At 71.6% G+C, this 3887-nt stretch carries 4 protein-coding genes; 1 reads left to right on the forward strand and 3 read right to left on the reverse strand.

The features are described 5' to 3' along the window. Positions 1-93: 93 nt before the first annotated feature. The 3 genes from ACWDNU_RS44860 to fmt are packed head-to-tail and all read right to left on the reverse strand — an operon-like array spanning position 94 to position 2944. On the reverse strand, positions 94-600 hold the full coding sequence (locus ACWDNU_RS44860) for a flavoprotein (RefSeq protein WP_378403693.1): 507 nt from the start codon (positions 598-600) through the stop codon (positions 94-96). Continuing rightward, positions 597-2021 (reverse strand): RsmB/NOP family class I SAM-dependent RNA methyltransferase, encoded by a 1425-nt coding sequence (locus ACWDNU_RS44865; protein WP_449673334.1) that lies wholly within the window; start codon positions 2019-2021, stop codon positions 597-599. Before ACWDNU_RS44865 ends, ACWDNU_RS44860 begins: the two co-directional genes overlap by 4 nt. Beyond that, on the reverse strand, positions 2018-2944 hold the full coding sequence (gene fmt, locus ACWDNU_RS44870; protein ID WP_370938757.1) for a methionyl-tRNA formyltransferase: 927 nt from the start codon (positions 2942-2944) through the stop codon (positions 2018-2020). The genes ACWDNU_RS44865 and fmt overlap by 4 nt, the downstream gene beginning before the upstream one ends. A gap of 125 nt (positions 2945-3069) precedes the next feature. Here fmt and ACWDNU_RS44875 point away from each other — a divergent pair, with 125 nt between their 5' ends. Next, positions 3070-3528 (forward strand): GatB/YqeY domain-containing protein, encoded by a 459-nt coding sequence (locus tag ACWDNU_RS44875; RefSeq protein ID WP_370938758.1) that lies wholly within the window; start codon positions 3070-3072, stop codon positions 3526-3528. Positions 3529-3887 lie beyond the last annotated feature (359 nt).

Consider the following 3887-nt stretch of genomic DNA (forward strand, 5'->3'; position numbering starts at 1 on the left):
CGGTGAAGCGCGCTCTTCGCCTGCGCTGAGCCTGAAGTCCGTGAGGGGAACCCTGAGGGAATCTGATTCCCTCAGGGTTCCCCTCACGGCTTTCTACGCGGGCGAGGGCAGCAAGTCGAGCGGCTCCGACCACGGCCGCCGTGGGTCCAGGCGGTGCAGCCGAACACCAGCCTCGGCCAAGGTGTCGAGATGCCGCTGCCAGGCCGGATGGTGCGCCCGGGTCGGCTGAATCTGATAGGCCACGACGATGGTGATCCCTGGCGCGCCAAGGACATCGCCGAGCAGCGTGAGCGCTTGATTGTCCGCGATCCCCAGCGCCAGCTTCGCCACCGAGTTCGCCGAGGCGGGCGCGAAGAGGAAGACCTTCGGATCCGGGTGCGGACGCGGTTCGCCGGGAAGCCGGGACGTGCTGCGCACCGGAAGATCCGTCGTGGCTTCCAGTTCGCCAAGGCCGCCGGTCGCTTTCAGCCAGCCCCAGGCCGTCGGCGTGAGCGTGATGGCCAATCGCCAGCCTCGGGCGACTGCCGGTTTTGCCAGCTCGTCGGTGAACCGGGTGTCCAGTCCGCCGCACGAGCTGGCGACCAAACCTAGATCCGTCACGGTTTGCGCAGCACCGCGCAGAACATCGCGTCGGTGCCGTGTCGGTGGGGCCACAGCTGGACGTACGGGCCGTCGCCGAGCTGCGGGACGCCGGGGAAGAACTCCCGGGCGTCCACGATCTCGGACTTGGTGCGGCGGGCGGTTTCGCCTACCACGCCTTCGGTTTCGGCCAGGTGCGGCGAGCAGACGACGTACGTGACGATCCCGCCCGGGCGCACCAGGTCCAGCGCCGCCATCAGCAGTTCGCCCTGCAGCTTGGTGAGGTCCGCGACGTCCGACGGCTTGCGGCGCCACCGGGCTTCGGGGCGCCGGCGCAGTGCGCCGAGGCCGCTGCACGGAGCGTCGACGAGGATCCGGTCGTAGCCCGGTTCCAGGCCGGTTTCGCGGCCGTCGGCGACGTGCACGGTGACCGGCAGGCCCTCGGTGGCGTTTTCGATCAGCCGGGCGCGGTGCGGGGCCTTCTCGACGGCGTCGACGTGCGCGCCGCTGATCTTGGCCAGCGCGCCGAGCAGCGCCGCTTTGCCGCCGGGGCCCGCGCACAGGTCCAGCCAGCGTTCGTCGGAGCCCTCCAGCGGGGCCTTGGTGACGGCGATGGCGCACAGCTGGCTGCCTTCGTCCTGCACCGCGGCAAGGCGTTCGCGTACCGGTTCGACATCGGCCGGGTCCCCCGCGCCTGCGGGCAGGTGGACGCCGTAAGGCGAGTACGGCGCGGGGTCGCCGCCGGTGATGGCGGCCAGTTCGTCGGCGCTGATCTCGCCGGGGCGCGCGACCAGGTGCACCTCGGGGCGGGCGTCGTCCGCTTCGAGGGCGGCTTTCAGCTCAGCGCCCTTGTCCCCCAACGCTTCCGCGAACGACCGGGCGACCCAGCGCGGGTGCGCGGTGCGGAGCGCGTAGGCACCGATCGGGTCGGTGGTCTCGTCCGGGGTCAGTTCGTCGAGCCACTGCGCTTCGTCCTTTGTGGACACCGTGCGCAGGATGGCGTTCGCGAATCCCGTTGCCCACGAACCGGCTTCGGCACGGACGAGGTCCACAGTGGACCCGACGGCGGCATGCTCCGGGATCCGGGTGCGCAGCAGCTGGTAGACGCCGAGCCGCAGTGCGTCGAGGACCACCGGGTCGGTCTTCTCGATCGGCCGGTCGGCGCACGCGGCGATCACCGCGTCCAGCAGGCCCTGCGCGCGGGCGGAACCGTAGGTCAGTTCGGTGGCCAGCGCGGCGTCGCGACCGCTCACCCGGCGTTCCCGCAGCAACTGCGGGAGGACGAGATTGGCGTACGCGTCCTTCTCGCGGACGGCGCGCAGCACGTCGAACGCCACCTGGCGGGCCGCGTCGACCTCCGGCGGACGCCGCGGTCCCTGTTTGCGCGGAGCCGGACGGCCCCGCTGCGGCCGTGACGGCCGCCGTTCTCCACGCTCGTTCACCGCAGGCGCTCTCCTTCGTCGATCCTCGTGCCGCGCGCCCAGTCGGTGGCAGCCATCCGTTTCTTGCCGGCGGCCTGGACCTCGCCCAGCCGCACCGGTTTCGTCGCCGTGCCCACGAGCACGCGCTTGCGCTCGACCACCAGCTCGCCCGGCCGCGGACCGGGTTCGTCGAGCACGGTGACCGGCCCCAGCTTGAACCGCTCGCCGCGGAACTCCGCCCACGCGCCGGGATCCGGGGTCACCGAGCGAATCTGCCGGTCGACCGCCGACGCCGGGTCCGCGAACGACACCCGCGCGTCCTCGACGGTCACCTTCGGCGCGTAGCTCATGCCCTCGCCCGGCTGCTCGACCGCGCGGAGCGTGCCGTCCTCGATGCCGTCCACGGTGGACACCAGCAGGTGCGCCCCGGACTCGGCGAGCCTGCCGAGCAGCGCGCCGGACGTGTCGGCCGGGCCGATCGTCTCGGTCACCACGCCGAACACCGGTCCCGCGTCGAGCTCCTTCACGATCCGGAAGGTGGAAGCGCCGGTCATCTCGTCTCCCGCCCGGATCGCCGCCTGCACCGGGGCCGCGCCGCGCCACGCGGGCAGCAGCGAGAAGTGCAGGTTGACCCAGCCGTGCGCCGGGATGTCGAGCGCGGACTGCGGCAGCAGCGCCCCGTACGCGACGACCGGGCAGACGTCCGGCTCCAGCTCGCGCAGGCGAGCGAGAAACGCCGGGTCACCAGCGCGAGCGGGCGTGAGCACCTCGATACCGTGCTCGTCGGCGAGGGCCCCCACCGGGGACCGCAGCACCTTGCGCCCGCGCCCGGCCTGGGCGTCCGGCCGCGTGACGACCGCGACGACCTCGTGCCGCCCGGACTCGATCAGCGCGCGCAACGACGGCACGGCAGGCTCCGGGGTGCCGGCGAAAACGAGACGCATCACCGCACCTCCGGAAGGGAAAAGGGGATTTCAGGCTGGTCGGACATCGGAAGCGAGTCTAGAAGACCCCGTCCCCGGCGGCGCGGCGCGGGCAGCCAGCCGGGGCTGGCGCCAGGATCGGGTATATGACCACGCTGAAGGCGACCCTGCACGACGACCTGACGACCGCGATCAAGGCAAGGGACCAGCTGCGCTCGGCGACCCTGCGCCTGACCCTCTCCGCGATCGGCTACGAAGAGACCGCAGGCGACAGCGCACGCGAACTCTCCGACGACGAAGTACTGAAGATCATCACCCGAGAGGTGAAGAAACGCCGCGACGCCGCCGAGGCCTTCGAGAAGGCCGGCCGCGCGGAGTCAGCCGAACGCGAACGAGCGGAGGCTGAGGTCCTGACCGGCTACCTGCCCGCGCAACTCTCGGACGACGAACTGCGCGGCTTGGTCACCGAGGCCGTGACGGAGACGGGCGCTTCCGGGATGGCCGGGATGGGTGCCGTGATGAAGGCGGTGCAGCCGAAGGTCGCCGGACGCGCGGAAGGCTCCCGCGTCGCCGCCGAGGTGAAACGCCAACTCGCCGCCGGATGACTCCTGGCCGCCGCCGCTCGCGTGCTGACGCCTCGGCCGCGCCCGCAGTCCGTGAGGGCCCCCCTCACGGAAACAGACTCCCTCAGGGTTCCCCTCACGACCGGCGCAAGTCCATGAGGGCCCCCCTCACGGAAACAGACTCCCTCAGGGTTCCCCTCACGACCCGCCCAAGTCCATGAGGGCCACCCTCACGGAAACAGACTCCCTCAGGGCTCCCCTCACGACCCGCCCAAGTCCATGAGGGCCACCCTCACGGAAACAGACTCCCTCAGGGCTCCCCTCACGACCGGCGCAAGTCCGTGAGGGGCTCCTTCACGGAATCAGATTCCCTCAAGGAGCCCTTCACGGCCCACCCACCC

This window comes from Amycolatopsis sp. NPDC003676, from assembly GCF_053587275.1.